Here is a 14,826-nt window from a genome sequence, read left to right on the forward strand (position 1 = left end):
GGAGGTGCGGTGCGAACAGACCCCGGAGGGATCGCTCTCAAGCGACGCCCGCCACACACGAGCCGCGCGCTCGGTCTGCTGGCCGCTCTCGGTGTCCTGGTTTTCCTGTGCCTGCTGAGTGTCTGGCTGGGGTCGAAAGAGATTTCGTTCGGCGCCGTCTGGCAGGTCCTGTGGCATGACGACGGCTCGGCCGACGCCGTGATCATCCACAGTGTCCGGATGCCGCGAACCCTCCTCGCGGTGCTGGTCGGCGCCGCGCTGGGCCTGGCCGGCACCCTCATGCAGGCGCTGACCCGCAACCCCCTGGCGGACCCGGGACTGCTCGGCATCAGCGCCGGCGCCGCGTTCGCCATCGTCTTCTCCATCACCGTGCTCGGCGTGAGCTCCCTCTACGGCTACATCTGGTTCGCCTTCGCCGGCGCGCTCGCCGCCACCACGGTCGTCTACGTCCTCGGCACCCGCGGCCGCAGCGGCTCGAGCCCGGTCAAGCTCGCCCTCGCCGGGGCCGCCGTCACCGCGTTGCTCGGCTCGTTCACCAGCGCGATGGTGCTGTCGGACCCGGTCGCGCTCAACCGGTTCCGGTTCTGGTCGGCCGGGTCGCTCGCCGGCGTGGACAGCGGTTCGCTCGTGCAGGTCCTGCCGTTCCTCGTGGTCGGCGTGGTGCTGGCGATCGCCAGTGGCCCGGCCCTGAACAGCCTCGCGCTCGGCGACGACGTCGCGGTCGCACTCGGCAGGCGGCTGGGCCCGCTGCGGCTGCGCGGTGCCCTGGCCATCACGCTCCTGACCGGCGCTTCGGTCGCGGTCGCCGGCCCGATCGTGTTCCTCGGCCTGATCGTCCCGCACGCCGTGCGGTTCGTCGTCGGGCCCGACCACCGGTGGCTGCTGCCCTACACCGCGATCCTCGCCCCGTGCCTGCTGCTGGCCGCGGACATCCTCGGCCGGGTCATGGCGCGGCCCGGCGAAGTCCGCGCCGGGGTGATCGTCGCCTTCCTCGGCGCGCCGTTCTTCATCTACCTGGTCCGCCGCCGCAAGCTGGTGGAGTCCTGACATGAGCCTGCTGCAGGTGCGGCGCGCCCGCGTCACCTTCCGCCTCGCGAAGCCCGCGGTGTCGGGGCAGATCCGGCTGCGGCTGGTCGTCGTCTCGCTCGTCCTCGCGATGCTGGCGTTCGCGTTGTTCTGCGTGGGCATGACGATCGGCGACGTCCCGCTGAGCGTGTCCGACGTCCTGTCCGCGGTGTTCGGCGGGGGCGACAGCGGCACCGGCTACATCGTGCAGGAGCTGCGGCTGCCGCGGGCGCTGACCGGCCTGCTGGCCGGACTCGCGTTCGGCGCGTCCGGCGCGGTGTTCCAGACCATCACCCGCAACCCACTGGCCAGCCCGGACATGATCGGCATCAACGCGGGCGCGGCCACCGCCGTCGTCGCCGGGATCTCGTTCGGGTTCGGCGGCGGCCTCGGCACCACCACGCTCGGCCTGCTGGGCGGCCTCCTGACCGGGCTGCTCGTGTACGTCCTCGCGTGGCGGCGCGGCACCACCGGCTACCGGATCATCCTGGTCGGCATCGGCATCTTCGCGATGTGCACCAGCCTGACCGACTACCTGCTCAGCCGCGCGCAGATCACCGAGGCCCAGGCGTCGATCGGCTGGCTGGTCGGCAACCTCGCCAACCGCGGCTGGGAACACGTCGTCCCGCTGGCCGGCGCGCTGGCGGTGCTGCTGCCGCTCGTGCTGGCCCTGTCCCGGTGGATGCGCACGCTGCAGCTCGGCGACGACGTCGCGGCCGGGCTCGGCACGCCGGTACAACCGGTCCGGCTGGGGCTGCTGCTGGCCGGCGCCGGGCTGGTGGCCTTCGCGACGGCGTCCGCGGGCCCGGTCTCGTTCGTCGCGCTGACCGCACCGCAGATCGCGCAACGCCTGGCGCGCCAGGCATCCCCGCCGCTGACCGCGTCCGCGCTCACCGGCGCGGTCGTGGTGCTGGGCAGCGACATCCTGGCCCGCACCGTCACCGCGTCCCCGCTGCCGGTCGGCATCGTGACCGGCGCGCTCGGCGCCCCGCTGCTGCTCTGGCTGCTGGCCAGGGCCAACCGATCCGGCTCCGGAGGCTGAGAAGATGACACCGTCCCTGCGCGTGCGGGACCTGCGCGTCGCCTACGACGACCGGCTCGTCATCGACGGCCTCGACCTCGACATCCCGCCCGGGAAGATCACCGCGATCGTCGGGCCGAACGCGTGCGGGAAGTCGACGCTGCTGCGCACGCTGGCCCGGCTGCTGACGCCGAAGTCGGGCACGGTGTACCTCGACGGCCGCTCGATCCAGGACCTCCCGACCCGCCAGGTCGCCCAGCGGCTCGGCATCCTGCCGCAGTCCCCGGTGGCGCCCGAGGGCATGACGGTGGCCGACCTCGTCGGCCGCGGCCGGGCCCCGCACCAGAGCTGGTGGCGCCAATGGTCCACATCGGACGAAAGCGCGGTGCACGCCGCGCTGGCGGCGACGTCGATGACCGACCTGGCCGACCGCCCGGTGGACGAGCTGTCCGGCGGCCAGCGCCAGCGCGCGTGGATCGCGATGGCGGTCGCCCAGGGCACGCCGGTGCTGCTGCTCGACGAGCCGACCACGTACCTGGACCTGGCCCACCAGATCGACGTGCTCGACCTGGTCGTCGACCTCAACCGGGCGGACGGCCGCACGGTGGTGATGGTGCTGCACGACCTGCCGCAGGCGTGCCGCTACGCCGACCACGTGATCGCGATGAAGGCGGGCCGCGTGGTCGCCTCCGGCGAGCCGGCGTCGGTGATCACGGAGGAACTCGTCGAGGAGGTCTTCGACGTCCGCTGCCAGGTGAGCTCGGACCCGGTCAGCGGGACGCCGATGGTCATCCCGATCAGCCGCCACCACCCGGCGCCGGTGCGCTAGCGCTATCCTGGGGCCCGGCCGTCCTCACCGTCTCCGAGGACCGATCCGGCCGAATCCCCCACCGAGGAAGCTGACTGCCGTGTACGTGCTGCCCGAAAAGACCACCGGCCCCGAGCGCGAACTGCTGGAGGCGATGCTCGACCGCGGCCGCCTCGCGCTCGTCGAAAACGCACGCGGCCTGTCGGAGGCGGACGCCCGGCGCCGGCTGGTCCCCTCCCTGACCACGCCGATCGCCCTGGTCAAGCACGCCGCCGTCGCCGAGCGCCGGTGGTTCCAGTGGCTGATCGCCGGGCTCGACGAGTCCGAAATCGACGGCCCGTCGACGCCCGGGGACGCCAGTTTCGCGGTCACCGAGGACGAAACGGTCGACGACGTGATCGCCGAGTACGAGCGGACCAGCGCACGCTCGCGCGAGATCGCGGCGAACTGCTCGCTCGACGACCGGTGGACGCACCCGGTCGTCGGCGAGGTCACCCTCCGCTTCGTCTACCTGTTCCTGATCGAAGAACTCGCCCGGCACACCGGCCACGGCGACATCCTCCGGGAACAGATCAGCGCGCGCTGACCGCCAGCTCGCCGGCCGGCTCCGCGACCACCCGGCGGTCCACGACGGACTGCAGGATCTCCCCCACCCGCACCGCGGTGTTCGACAGCAGCGACGACGTGATGCCGTGCGTGTGCTCGGTGCCGCCCTGCAGGTAGATCCCGCCGCGCAGGGGCGAGTCCGTAGTAAGGCGGTAGTCGCGCTCGACGCGGAGCCGGCCTTCGCCGTCGCGCAGGCAGCGCGAGCCGAGTTCGCCGAGCAGCGGCGTCGGGTCCGCGGGCCGGTAGCCCGTGGCGTAGACGACCGCGTCGGCGTCCAGGACCGTGCGCTCCCCGGTCGTCAGGGACTCGACCGTCACCGTTCCGGTGTCGGTCACCTCGACCGGCCGCGAGACGTTGAACAGCCGCAGCCGTTCCACGCCCAGCACCTTCTCGCGGTAGACGCGCCGGTAGAGCTCGTCGATCAGGTCGATGTCGACGGCCGAGTAGTTCGTGGCGCCGTGGTAGCGCATCAGGCGGTCCTTGACCGGCTCACCCGCGCGGTAGAACTGGTCGACGGCGTCCGGGTCGAAGATGCGGTTCGCGAACGAACTGTCGTCGGCCGGGCTGTAGCCGTAGCGGGCGAACACCGCGCACACCTCGGCGCGGGGGAACTCGTCGTGCAGCAGCGCGGCGACCTCGGCCGCACTCTGGCCGGCCCCGACCACGACGAACCGCTTCGGGTCGGCGTCGCGCAGGGCGTCCACCCGGAACAGCAGTTCACTGTTGTGCCAGATCCGCGGCCCGGTGGTGACCCCCTCGGGGAGCTGGGCCCGCAGTCCGGTGCCCATCACCAGGTTCCGGGCCCGCAGCGCCGTGCCATCCGAGGCTTCGACGTCGAAGTAGGCGACTTCCGAGCCGTCGTGGACCGGCTTGATCGCGACGACCTCGGTGCCGTACGAGACGACGTCGTCGACCTTCGCGGCCGCCCACTCGAAGTAGTCGTGGAACTCCACCCGCAGCGGGAAGAGGTTCTTGTGGTTGATGAAGTCGACCAGCCGGCCGGCGGCGTGCAGGTAGTTGAGGAAGCTGAACTCGCTGGTCGGGTTCCGCAGGGTGACCAGGTCCTTGAGGAACGACACCTGCATGGTCGCCGTGTCGATCAGCATCCCGCGGTGCCAGCCGAACCGCGGCTGCCGCTCGAGGAAGTGCGCCGTCACCGGCTCTGCGGGGCCCGCGTTGTTGTGCTCGGCGAGGGCGATCGCCAGTGCGAGGTTCGACGGCCCGAAGCCCACGCCGACGATGTCGTAGATCGGGACCTCTGCAGTCATGTTGCTCCCTCGCGCGCTCCGGTACGGTTCAGGGAACCCTAACCTAACTTAGGCGAGCCTCGCCTAGTACGTTCGTGGTGATGTTCGTCCCCCGATCATGAAAGGCACTTTCGAATGCGCGTGGCGATGTTCGGCTACCAGACCTGGGGGCACCGGACCCTCCAGGCGCTCATCGACGCCGGCCACGAGGTGGCTCTCGTGGTCACCCACCCGAAGAGCGATCACGCCTACGAGCGGATCTGGGCCGACTCGGTCGCCGACCTCGCGGAGGAGAACGGTATCCGGGTGCTGCTGCGCAACCGCCCGGACGACGCCGAGCTGCTGGCGGAGCTCAAGGCCGCCGACCTCGACCTGATCGTCGCGAACAACTGGCGCACCTGGCTGCCGCCGGAGATCTTCGAGCTGCCGCGCCACGGCACGCTGAACATCCACGACTCGCTGCTGCCCGCATACGCGGGCTTCTCGCCGCTCATCTGGGCCATGATCAACGGCGAACCCGAGGTCGGCGTCACCGCCCACATGATGGACGGCGAACTCGACGCCGGCGACATCGTGCTGCAGCGCGCGATCCCGGTCGGGCCGGCCGACACCACAACGGACCTCTTCCACCGCACGGTCGACCTCATCGCGCCGATCACCGCCGAAGCCATCTCGATGATCGAGACCGGTTACACGCCGGTGCCGCAGGACCGGACGAAGGCCAGCTTCTTCCACAAGCGAGCCAAGCGGGACAGCGTGATCGACTGGACGCTGCCGCCGGCCGAGATCGAGCGGTTCGTGCGCGCGCTGCCGGATCCGTACCCGAACGCGTTCGCCTACCACCGCGGCGAGGAGCTGCGGATCCTCAAGGCGTCGGTGTCGCAGGGCCACTACGGCGGCACGCCGGGCCGGATCTTCATCCGGGAAGGCGACGGCGTGGTGATCGTCGCCGGGCCGGACGCGCACCGCGGCCGGTCCCCCGGCGTGCTGGTCGAACGTGTCCGCACCGCCGACGGGACCGACGTGGGCGCGCACGAGTACTTCAAGACGATGGGCGGGTACCTCACCGACCGCCCGTGAGCGATCAGCCGTCCTTGCCTCGCGCCGGCACGACCGTGTTCTGGTCCGCGGCGCCGGGCAGGGTGCGGACGATCGTGTCCTGCGCCCAGCGTTCGCTGAACCCGGCGAGGAACGCGAGCCCGGCGAAGAAGAATGTGAGCTTTTCCGCCGAATCGGGAACCGCGATCGGGACCAATCCGGCACTGACGAGCACGAACATCGCCGCGCCGAACACGGCGCCGATGATCAGCCGGAAGCCCCCGGACAGAAAGACCACGAACCGTCCCTGGGCCAGGCTGACCTGTAGTTTTTGCCGGTTGGCCGTGCGGATCATGACGCTCAGAATCGCGCCGACGGCACCCGAAACCAGGCAGGTGATCAGCGTGGTGCCGATTTCCGCCTTCATGGGCAAGAAAGCCAGGGCGACCACGACGGCGACAGCCAGCAAGGCACCCGCGGCGAGACCGCCGAGATACCGGATGAGCGCGCGGTCCAGGGCGGCATCACGCGCGTTCTGCTCGATCTGGCGAATCTCCTTCTGCGCCGACACGGCCGCGGCCTGCACCCGCTTGGGCTTGTCCGGCGAACCCACCATCGCGTCGAGCACACCCAGGAGGACGACGGCCGTGGTGGAGATGCCCCGCGCCAGGATCTCCTGCGCCTTCCCCTCCAGCAGGACCGAGTACTTCCGCTCGACCCGGCGAGCCGACCGGAAGACATCGTCGACGTCCGTCGTGCTCTGCAGCGCGTCGTAATACAGCCTCATCTTGAGGACGTTCCGCTCCGCGCCGCCGTCGGCCTCGGTCTGCTCTTTCGCGAGGACGAGCAGGATCGCCGCCGGGAAATTGAGCGCGTAGTACTCCTCCAAGATCTTTCCCTGGCTGTCCTCGTACGCCGCTCGCATCGCCGCGAACTCCGGCCGCCCCTGTTGCTTGGCCTCGATGAGATCGGACAGGCACGGGCAGTCGACCTCGACCACCGGTTCCGCTGGGACATTCCTCAACTTGCTGTCGACCACCACGGCGAGCTCCCCTCGTTGACGACGGCGCCGCCGCCACGTCGCCACACCCCCGAATCTTTTCGATCTCACTCATTGTTACTACGACCACCCGATAGCACCAATATCACCCGGTGAAAGCGTCACATTTGCACGGTGCCCGGTGAGCGGGACATCCCTTGGCGGCGGCCGCGCGGGTGAGCAGGATGTGCCGCATGGCCGGGATCAGCTTCCTCGACGAAGACCGCACCTGGGTGCTCACCGGGGAGTCGACCACGTACGCCCTGCGGCTCGACGAGGACGACGTCCCGACCCATGTCTACTGGGGGCCCACGCTCGCCGCCGCCGACGTCGTCGAGCTGACCGGGAAACCGCTGCCCTGGTGGGACGGCTTCAACGACCCCGGCCAGGGCGTCGACGAGCTCGCCGCCGACGGCGGCACCCGGTACTGGACCCCCGCGCTGCAGGTGCGGTTCGCCGACGGGACACGAGCACTCGAATGGCGGTTCGAAGACCACGAAATCACCGCCGGGCACCTGGTCCTCCGCTTCACGGACCGGCACTACCCGCTGCGCATCACGCTGCACTACCGGCTGCGTGGTGACGTCCTCGAACGCTGGACCGAGCTGGCCGCCGACACCGACGTCGAGGTCGTCCGGGCCGACTCGGCCAGCTGGGCCATCCCGGTTTTCGAGGACTACCGGCTCAGCCACGTGACCGGCCGGTGGGCGGCGGAAACCCAGCTGCACCGGACACCGGCGCCGCACGGCGAGACCGTTTTCGCCAGCCGTCGCGGGATCACCAGCCACCACGCCAACCCGTGGGTGATGGTGGACGACGGCACGGCGACCGAGCGGCACGGCGAGGTCTACGGCGTCGCGCTGGCCTGGAGCGGATCGTGGCGGCTGACCACCACGCGCGCCTCGACCGGTCGCCTGACGGTGAGTGGCGGCTTCGGGCAGGACGGCGTCGTCCACCGCGTCGGGCCCGGACGTCCATTGACCACCCCGGTTTCCGCCGGGCTCTACACCGACGGCGGGTTCGGCGCGGCGAGCCGCGCGTGGCACGCCTACGTCCTCGCACACCTCCTGCCACACCCGGGCGAACTGCGTCCGGTGCTCTACAACTCGTGGGAAGCCATCGGGTTCGACGTCACCGAGGCCGGGCAGCGCGCGCTCGCCGAGCGGGCGGCCGCGCTCGGCGTCGAGCTGTTCGTCATGGACGACGGCTGGTTCGGCGCCCGCACCGGCGACCACGCCGGGCTCGGTGACTGGCACGTCAACCGCGAGCGCTTCCCCGACGGGCTCAAGCCCCTGGTCGACGCGGTGCACGGGCTCGGCATGCAGTTCGGCATCTGGGTCGAACCCGAGATGGTCAACCCCGACAGCGACCTCTACCGCGCCCACCCGGACTGGGTCCTGCACCACCCGCACCGGCGCCGCTCGGAGCTGCGGCGGCAGCTGGTGCTCAACTTCGCGCGTCCCGACGTCGCCGCGTGGGCGCACGACTGGCTCGACCGGCTCGTCGGCGACCACGGCGTCGACTTCCTCAAGTGGGACATGAACCGGCCGTTCAGCGAAGCGGGCTGGCCCGGCGAAGAAGACCAGGACCGCCTGTGGGTCGACCACACTCGCGCGGTGTACGCACTGCTCGACCGGCTGCGCGCGGACCACCCCGGCCTGCGAATCGAGTCGTGCGCCGGCGGTGGCGGGCGGATCGACCTCGGCGTCCTCACCCGCACCGACCAGGTCTGGACCTCCGACAACACCGACGCCCTCGACCGGCTGCGGATCCAGCACGGCTACGGCCAGCTCTACCCGGCCCGCGCGATGTCGGCGTGGGTCACGGACAACCCGAACTTCGTGACGGCGCGGGCGATCCCGCTGCGGTTCCGGTTCCACGTCGCTATGGCCGGCGTGCTCGGCGTTGGCGGCGACATCGTGCGCTGGCCCGAGGACGACCTCGACCTCGCCCGGGACATGGTCGCGCTGTACAAGGACATCCGGCCGGTGGTGCAGCACGGCGCGCTCCACCGGCTGCGGCCGCCCGTCGACGACGACGTCACCGCCTTCCAGTACGTCCGCGCCGACCGGGTGGCCGTCTTCGCCTACCGGCAGTCCGCGCACTTCAACGCGCCGGCGCGGCCGCTGCGGCTCGACGGCCTCGACCCGGCGGCGCGTTACCTCGACCCCGCTTCGGGGCGCACACACAGCGGGGCCGTGCTGCTCGCGCACGGGCTGCCGCTCGAATTGCCCGCCGGGGACTTCGCCAGCACTGTCGTCCGACTCGATCGGATAAAGATCTGATCTATCCGGACATTCATGCGGTCTTCTGGCCGCCTGCCGCTTGACATCGTCGAATAGGTCCGATCAAATGCCTCATACATCACATATGGTGGGTGACGGAAGGCGGCGGTCATGAGAAGGTTCCTGGCGCTGGGGGCAGCGGCGCTCCTGGCGGCGAGCGCGTGCTCGGTCGGCTCGAACACCGGCGGCGGCGGCGACGCGGAGATCACCTTCCTGACGTTCGAAACCCCGAACCTCACCCCGGCCTACTGGGACGCCGCCATCAAGCGCGTCACCGACAAGAACCCGGGCATCAAGGTCAAGAAGCTCGTCGCCCCGACCGCCGACGGGCGGACGTCGTACGCGAAGCAGCTGCTGCAGTCCGGCCAGTTCCCGGACGTGATGATCGCGGTGGACTCGGCCGGCTTCGCCGAGGCGGGCAACCTCTACGCGTGGACGCCCGAGGAGCTGAAGGACTTCCAGTTCCCGCAGGCCAACCCGGTCAACGGCAAGTACTACCAGCTCCCGGCCAACACCCAGACCATCCCGCCGATCTACTACAACAAGAAGATGTTCGCCGACGCGGGCATCGCGGCGCCGCCGAAGACGTGGGACGAGCTCGTCACCGACGCCGGCCGGCTCAAGGACAAGGGCTACGCACCGTTCACCATCGGCGGCGGCAAGGACGGCTTCCCGTCGTCGATGATCCTGTCCGGGCTGGTCAGCACCGAGGTCTACAACACGATGCCGGACTGGCTGACCCAGCGCCGCCAGGACAAGGTGAAGTTCGCCGACCCCGCGTTCCAGCACGCGTTCGCCAAGCTCGCCGACCTCGCGGCGAAGGGGTACGTGGACAAGACCAGCGTGTCCCGCGACTACGCGGCGACCGAGCAGGCCTTCCTCGACGGCCAGGGCGCGATGTACCCGATGGGCAACTGGTTCTCCGCCAACGCCGACTCGAAGAAGCACGACTTCGAGGTGGGCGTCTTCAACTTCCCGACCGAGGACGGCAAGCTGGTCGTCCCCGCCTACACCGGCGGCGGCATGATCGTGAACGCCAAGGCCGCAAACCTCGACGCCGCACGGAAATTCGCTCTCGGCTTCCAGCTCGACAAGGACCAGCTGGACGCCTCGGTGAAGGCCGACGGGCTGTTCCCGGCGATCAAGGGCTACACGCCGCCGGCCGACACCGGGGCGACGTTCAAGGCCGGCTACGACCTGTATTCGCAGGCTGTGCAGCAGAACGCCGTGGTGCACGCGTTCCGGTGGGAGACCGCCGACGACGGGCTGCTGCCCGGCATGAAGGACAAGGTCGACCAGGCCGCCCAGGACGTCATCACCGGCCGCAAGTCCGTGGCCGACGCGTGCGCGTTCCTGGACACCGAGTGGGCGAAGGCGGGCTGACGTCCTTGACCGCCGTCATGTCTCCCCCTGCCCCGCCCCGCACTCGTGCCCCGCGCCGCCGCAGGCCGGTCCTGCCGCGACTGGCGCACTTCGCGTCGTTCGGCGCCCCGGGCGTGCTCGTCTACCTGTGTTTCGTGATGGCGCCGATCCTGATCAGCTTCGGGTACAGCCTGACGAACTACAACCCGTTCAAGCCCCCGGTGAAGTTCGTCGGCTTCGACAACTACCGCCTGCTGTTCACCGACGCGCAGTTTCTCACCGCGCTGCAGGTGACCACGATCCTGACGGTGATCGTGGTGATCGTCCCCAACGTCCTGGGCCTCGGCGTGGCGCTGCTGCTGGACCGGAAGGGCTGGCTGTACAACGCTTTGCGGAGTGTGTTCTTCACACCGGTGATCCTCAGCTCGGTGGTGGTGTCCATCGTCTGGTCCCGGCTGCTCGACGACCGCGGGCCGCTCAACGACCTCCTCCGGGCTCTCGGCGTCGCACACCCGCCGGGCTGGCTGTCCGACCCGGACGTCGCGCTGTATTCGGTCGCGTCCATCGTGTGCTGGCAGATGCTCGGGTTCTGCGTGGTCGTCTACCTGGCCGGCCTGCAGGGGGTGCCGCAGGAGCTGCTGGAGGCGGCGGAGATCGACGGCGCGGGCCCGCTGCGCCGGTTCCGCGCGGTGACGTGGCCCCTGCTGGCGCCGTCGCTGACGATCAACACGGTGGTGCTGCTGATCTCGGCGTTCAAGACGTACGACTACGTCAAGGTGATCACCAACGGCGGCCCGGGTTCGGGAGCGACGGCAACGATCGCGTTCGACGTCCTGCAGACGGGCTTCGATTCGAACCACGTCGGTTACGCGTCCGCGATGGCGGTGCTGATGCTGGTGATCGTCGCGCTGGTGACGACGGTGGTGCTGAACTTCCTCCGCCGCCGCGAGGTGGACCTGTGACCCACCCTTCCCCCCGCTCCCTGGCTCGGCCTGCGGTTGCCCTGCTCGTGAGCGCGGTGTTCTTCGTGCCGTTGTACTTGGTCCTGGCCAACGTGTTCAAGCGGGGTGAGCTGATCGCCATGGAGCCGGCTTCGCTGCCGCTCCCCCCGACCTTGGCGAACATCCACGCGGTCCTGACCCGCCCGGACGGGCTGTTCTGGGTCAGCCTGACGAACAGCATCGTGGTGACGGTGCTGTCGATCCTGGTGCTGACGGTGCTCTCGGCGATGCTCGGCCACTACCTGGCCCGCTCGGGCAAGCGGTGGACGAAGGTGCTGACGCTGGTGTTGCTGGCCGGGCTGATGATCCCGCCGCAGGTGATCCTCATCCCGATCACCGACGTCCTCCGGGTGACGCAACTGATGGCGACACTTCAGGGGCTGATCCTGTTCAACGTCGGGTATTACGTGCCGTTCGGGGTGTTCGTGTTCACGGGGTTCATCCGCGGGGTGCCGGTGGAACTGGAGGAAGCGGCCCTGCTGGACGGCGCGAGCCGCATGCAGGCGTTCTGGCGAGTGGTGTTCCCCTTGCTGCGCCCGGCGACGGCATCGGTGCTGATCTTCCTGGGTGTCTGGATCTGGAACGACTTCATCGACCCGCTGATCATCCTCGGCCCCAGCCAGGGAACGACGATCACGACGGGCATTTACCGGTCGATCGGCCAATACCAGGCGGATCTCGGGAGTGTGTTCGCGCTGATGTTCCTGGCAACGCTGCCGGTGCTGATCTTCTACCTGGCGCTGCAGAAGCAGTTCGTGAAGGGCCTGACGGGCGGGGCGACGAAGGGCTGAGCAGCGCTCTCCCACGAGAGCACTGCTCACTCGTCGAGCATGACTGATGCTCACATCCGAGAGCACCGCTCTCCCTGCAGCCGCCGGAGGTACTCAAGTTCGTGATCACTGCTCACCCCGATGCGTGAGCAGTGATCACAACCAAGAGCACTGCTCACGGTCACCCGGCGAGCAATGCTCACGTTCGTGAGCACTGCTCACGGCCCCGCCGCAGGCAGCGCCGCCATCGGGGGCACCGCTCGCCCACTGCAGATGCCCGCCCGACATCGAGAGCACCGCCCACACGCCGCACCCGCCCCGCTCACCGTCGAGAGCACCGCTCACCCGCCGCACCCGCCCCACTCATCGTCGAGAGCACCGCTCACGCGCCACAGCCCGCCCGGCCCAGCGTCGAGAGCACCTCCCACGCCGCCCCACCCCGCCCCGCTCACCGTCGAGAGCACTGCTCACACGCCACAGCCACCCCGAGCCCAGCGTCGAGAGCACTGCTCTCGACAACCCCCGACACGGCGCTCCAAAACGAGAGCATTGCTCCCCCAGAGAAGGGGCAGTGCTCAGATTGGAGAGCAGTGCTCACTCCCGCAGCCGACAGCCGCTCCCATCTGAGAGCACTGCTCCGCCCAACATGCAGCGCTCCGATTCGAGAGCACCGCTCACCGCAACCACAGAGCGGCGATCACCATCAAGAGCACTGCTCACAACCACCTACGAGGGAACGCTCCAAAACGAGAGCACCGCTCACCAACGTCACCGCCGGACGCGCCACGGATCACTGCTCACTGACCTTCCCACCGTCGACCGCCAACCGGCGCGTCACCTGCACGGCATCGAGCATCCGGCGGTCATGCGTCACCAGCAGCAGCGTCCCCGGGTACGTGTCCAGCGCCGCCTCGAGCTGCTCGATCGCCGGCAGGTCGAGGTGGTTGGTCGGCTCGTCCAGCACCAGCAGATTCACCCCACGCGCCTGCAGCAAAGCCAGCGCCGCCCGCGTCCGCTCCCCCGGCGAAAGCGTCGCCGCGGACCGCAGCACGTGGGCCGTCTTCAACCCGTACTTCGCCAGCAACGTCCGCACCTCGGCGTCGGCGAGCTCCGGGACCTCCCGCGCGAACGCGTCGGCCAGCGGCACATCACCCAGGAACAACCGCCGCGCCTGGTCGACCTCGCCGACCACGACGCCCGGACCGAGCGCCGCGCCCCCTTCGGACAGCTCAACCCGGCCCAGCAGCGCGGCCAGCAGAGTCGACTTGCCGGACCCGTTCGCCCCGGTGATGGCGACCTTGTCGGCCCAGTCGATCTGCAGGTCGACCGGCCCGAGCGTGAACCCGCCCCGCCGGACCACGGCACCACGCAGGGTCGCGACCACCGCCCCCGCGCGCGGGGCCGCGGCGATCTCCATCCGCAGCTCCCATTCTTTGCGCGGCTCCTCGACGACCTCCAGCCGCTCGATCATCCGGTCGGTCTGCCGCGCCTTCGAGGCCTGCTTCTCCGTCGCGTCGGCGCGGAACTTGCGAGCCGCCTTGTCGTTGTCGGGCTGCTTCCGGCGGGCGTTCTTCACGCCCTTGTCCATCCACGCCCGCTGCATCCGCCCGCGCGCTTCCAGGGAAGACTTCGTGTCCGCGTATTCCTCGTACTCCTCGCGCGCGTGCCGCCGGGAGACTTCGCGCTCCTCGAGGTACGCCTCGTACCCGCCGCCGTAGACGTTCACCTGCTGCTGGGCCAGGTCCAGCTCGACCACCCGGTCGACCGTGCGGGCCAGGAACTCTCGGTCGTGGCTGACCAGGACGGTCGCCGCACGGAGACCGGACACGAACCGCTCCAGGCGGGCCAGGCCGTCCAGGTCGAGGTCGTTCGTCGGCTCGTCGAGCAGGAAGACGTCGTAGCGGCTCAGCAGCAGCGACGCGAGCCCCGCCCGCGCCGCCTGGCCGCCCGAGAGGGACGTCATCAGCTGGTCGAGGTCCACCGCGAGGCCGAGGTCGGCGGCCACTTCGGCGGCCCGGTCGTCGAGGTCGGCGCCGCCGAGGGCGAGCCAGCGGTCCAGGGCCGCGGCGTACCGGTCGTCCGCGCCCGCGGAGCCCGCGGTGAGTGCTTCGGTCGCCGAGTCGAGGTCGGCCTGGGCCGCCGAGACGCCGGTGCGCCGTGCCAGGAAGGCGCGCACCGACTCGCCTTCGCGCCGTTCCGGCTCCTGGGGCAGGTGCCCGACCGTCGCGGCCGGCGGGTTCAGCCGGACCTCCCCACTGTCCGGCTTCGCGAGCCCGGCGAGGGTCCGCAGGAGCGTGGACTTGCCGGCGCCGTTGACCCCGACCAGGCCGACGACGTCCCCGGGTGCGACGACGAGGTCGAGGCCGGAGAAGAGGATGCGGTCACCGTGGCCCGCGGCCAGGTCCTTCGCGACGAGAGTTGCGCTCATGAGGTAACCGAGTCTACGACCTCGTCGTGAACTGTCAGATCAAGGTCAAAACCACCGGCCGTGTGTGTCCCGTGGCGCTTTGATCACTCACTGTGGGTACCCTGTTCGGTTGTCAGTCCCGCAGCTCGTCAGTGCCGCAACACAGTAGTGCCACAA

General features: G+C 69.9%; 12 protein-coding genes. 9 read left to right on the forward strand and 3 right to left on the reverse strand.

From position 1 onward, the window contains the following. The first annotated feature begins 9 nt into the window (after nucleotides 1–9). The 4 genes from ACLJQF_RS36535 (at nucleotide 10) to ACLJQF_RS36550 (ending at nucleotide 3,480) form a co-directional block, all read left to right on the forward strand. Nucleotides 10–1,047: a FecCD family ABC transporter permease gene (locus ACLJQF_RS36535; RefSeq protein ID WP_410614838.1), complete on the forward strand. Its 1,038-nt coding sequence runs from the start codon at nucleotides 10–12 to the stop codon at nucleotides 1,045–1,047. A 1-nt stretch (nucleotide 1,048) separates the two neighbouring features. Continuing rightward, nucleotides 1,049–2,107 (forward strand): FecCD family ABC transporter permease, encoded by a 1,059-nt coding sequence (locus ACLJQF_RS36540; RefSeq protein ID WP_410614839.1) that lies wholly within the window; start codon nucleotides 1,049–1,051, stop codon nucleotides 2,105–2,107. Nucleotides 2,108–2,111: 4 nt separating this feature from the next. Further along, on the forward strand, nucleotides 2,112–2,915 hold the full coding sequence (locus ACLJQF_RS36545; RefSeq protein WP_410614840.1) for an ABC transporter ATP-binding protein: 804 nt from the start codon (nucleotides 2,112–2,114) through the stop codon (nucleotides 2,913–2,915). 79 nt (nucleotides 2,916–2,994) lie between these two features. Then, nucleotides 2,995–3,480 (forward strand): DinB family protein, encoded by a 486-nt coding sequence (locus ACLJQF_RS36550; RefSeq protein ID WP_410614841.1) that lies wholly within the window; start codon nucleotides 2,995–2,997, stop codon nucleotides 3,478–3,480. Here the strand turns inward: ACLJQF_RS36550 and ACLJQF_RS36555 are convergent. Beyond that, nucleotides 3,467–4,768 carry a lysine N(6)-hydroxylase/L-ornithine N(5)-oxygenase family protein gene (locus tag ACLJQF_RS36555; RefSeq protein ID WP_410614842.1) on the reverse strand — a complete coding sequence of 434 codons (1,302 nt, stop codon included), beginning with the start codon at nucleotides 4,766–4,768 and terminating at the stop codon, nucleotides 3,467–3,469. The two genes, ACLJQF_RS36550 and ACLJQF_RS36555, sit on opposite strands and share 14 nt — an antisense overlap. A 114-nt stretch (nucleotides 4,769–4,882) precedes the next feature. Here ACLJQF_RS36555 and ACLJQF_RS36560 point away from each other — a divergent pair, with 114 nt between their 5' ends. After that, a complete protein-coding gene (locus ACLJQF_RS36560) occupies nucleotides 4,883–5,827 on the forward strand; it encodes a methionyl-tRNA formyltransferase (protein ID WP_410614843.1) in 945 nt (314 codons plus the stop codon). A 4-nt stretch (nucleotides 5,828–5,831) separates the two neighbouring features. On the opposite strand, the gene ACLJQF_RS36565 is transcribed toward ACLJQF_RS36560, so the two are convergent. Next, nucleotides 5,832–6,785 (reverse strand): hypothetical protein, encoded by a 954-nt coding sequence (locus ACLJQF_RS36565; protein ID WP_410614844.1) that lies wholly within the window; start codon nucleotides 6,783–6,785, stop codon nucleotides 5,832–5,834. 233 nt (nucleotides 6,786–7,018) lie between these two features. Here ACLJQF_RS36565 and ACLJQF_RS36570 point away from each other — a divergent pair, with 233 nt between their 5' ends. The 4 genes from ACLJQF_RS36570 to ACLJQF_RS36585 all read left to right on the forward strand — a co-directional run bounded on the left by ACLJQF_RS36570 (nucleotide 7,019) and on the right by ACLJQF_RS36585 (nucleotide 12,263). After that, nucleotides 7,019–9,109 (forward strand): alpha-galactosidase, encoded by a 2,091-nt coding sequence (locus ACLJQF_RS36570; protein ID WP_410614845.1) that lies wholly within the window; start codon nucleotides 7,019–7,021, stop codon nucleotides 9,107–9,109. Between the two features lie 111 nt (nucleotides 9,110–9,220). Continuing rightward, nucleotides 9,221–10,492, forward strand: a complete 1,272-nt coding sequence (locus ACLJQF_RS36575) for an extracellular solute-binding protein (RefSeq protein ID WP_410614846.1) — start codon at nucleotides 9,221–9,223, stop codon at nucleotides 10,490–10,492. After that, nucleotides 10,474–11,433 carry a carbohydrate ABC transporter permease gene (locus tag ACLJQF_RS36580; RefSeq protein WP_410614847.1) on the forward strand — a complete coding sequence of 320 codons (960 nt, stop codon included), beginning with the start codon at nucleotides 10,474–10,476 and terminating at the stop codon, nucleotides 11,431–11,433. The genes ACLJQF_RS36575 and ACLJQF_RS36580 overlap by 19 nt, the downstream gene beginning before the upstream one ends. After that, on the forward strand, nucleotides 11,430–12,263 hold the full coding sequence (locus tag ACLJQF_RS36585; RefSeq protein WP_410614848.1) for a carbohydrate ABC transporter permease: 834 nt from the start codon (nucleotides 11,430–11,432) through the stop codon (nucleotides 12,261–12,263). The genes ACLJQF_RS36580 and ACLJQF_RS36585 overlap by 4 nt, the downstream gene beginning before the upstream one ends. Before the next feature lie 769 nt (nucleotides 12,264–13,032). On the opposite strand, the gene ACLJQF_RS36590 is transcribed toward ACLJQF_RS36585, so the two are convergent. Then, nucleotides 13,033–14,670 carry an ABC-F family ATP-binding cassette domain-containing protein gene (locus ACLJQF_RS36590; protein ID WP_410614849.1) on the reverse strand — a complete coding sequence of 546 codons (1,638 nt, stop codon included), beginning with the start codon at nucleotides 14,668–14,670 and terminating at the stop codon, nucleotides 13,033–13,035. Between the last annotated feature and the right edge of the window lie 156 nt (nucleotides 14,671–14,826).

It is taken from the genome of Amycolatopsis sp. lyj-109, assembly GCF_046548995.1.
Taxonomy (GTDB): Bacteria; Actinomycetota; Actinomycetes; order Mycobacteriales; family Pseudonocardiaceae; genus Amycolatopsis.

What these genes read in the sequence shown, in the direction of transcription:
- ACLJQF_RS36575 (WP_410614846.1), top strand. Translation starts at nt 9,221, where the DNA reads ATGAGAAGGTTCCTGGCGCTGGGGGCAGCGGCGCTCCTGGCGGCGAGC.
- ACLJQF_RS36590 (WP_410614849.1), bottom strand. Translation starts at nt 14,670, where the DNA reads ATGAGCGCAACTCTCGTCGCGAAGGACCTGGCCGCGGGCCACGGTGAC.
- ACLJQF_RS36560 (WP_410614843.1), top strand. Translation starts at nt 4,883, where the DNA reads ATGCGCGTGGCGATGTTCGGCTACCAGACCTGGGGGCACCGGACCCTC.
- ACLJQF_RS36545 (WP_410614840.1), top strand. Translation starts at nt 2,112, where the DNA reads ATGACACCGTCCCTGCGCGTGCGGGACCTGCGCGTCGCCTACGACGAC.
- ACLJQF_RS36555 (WP_410614842.1), bottom strand. Translation starts at nt 4,768, where the DNA reads ATGACTGCAGAGGTCCCGATCTACGACATCGTCGGCGTGGGCTTCGGG.
- ACLJQF_RS36570 (WP_410614845.1), top strand. Translation starts at nt 7,019, where the DNA reads ATGGCCGGGATCAGCTTCCTCGACGAAGACCGCACCTGGGTGCTCACC.
- ACLJQF_RS36540 (WP_410614839.1), top strand. Translation starts at nt 1,049, where the DNA reads ATGAGCCTGCTGCAGGTGCGGCGCGCCCGCGTCACCTTCCGCCTCGCG.